Source organism: Streptomyces sp. GbtcB7 (genome assembly GCF_019091445.1).
In the GTDB taxonomy this organism is placed as follows: Bacteria; Actinomycetota; Actinomycetes; order Streptomycetales; family Streptomycetaceae; genus Streptomyces; species Streptomyces mirabilis.
The window spans coordinates 1-229 of record NZ_JAGXJM010000793.1 but is presented as its reverse complement, the minus strand read 5'-3'; the positions used below and the strand labels follow the sequence as shown (position 1 = coordinate 229).

Annotated in this window: 1 pseudogene; it reads left to right on the top strand. The window is 79.0% G+C overall.

The window, feature by feature from the left end:
• Positions 1 to 229, top strand: a pseudogene (locus KVT44_RS57580) (cytochrome P450); the annotation flags it as partial.

The following is a 229-nucleotide window of genomic DNA, read 5'->3' as shown; positions in this document are numbered from 1 at the left end:
GTGCCACCACCGTCGGGGCCCCCGCCCGCCTGCCCGGCGCACGAGCCCCTGTACGGGCCCGGGTTCGCGGCCGCCCCCGCCGCCGTCTACCGGCGGCTGCGCACGGCGGGTCCGACCGCACCCGTCGAGCTCGCACCCGGCGACAGAGCCACCCACGTCACCTCCTACGACGCCGCCCCGCACGTCCTGCGCAGCCCGGAGACCTTCTCCAAGGACCCCCGCCGCTGGC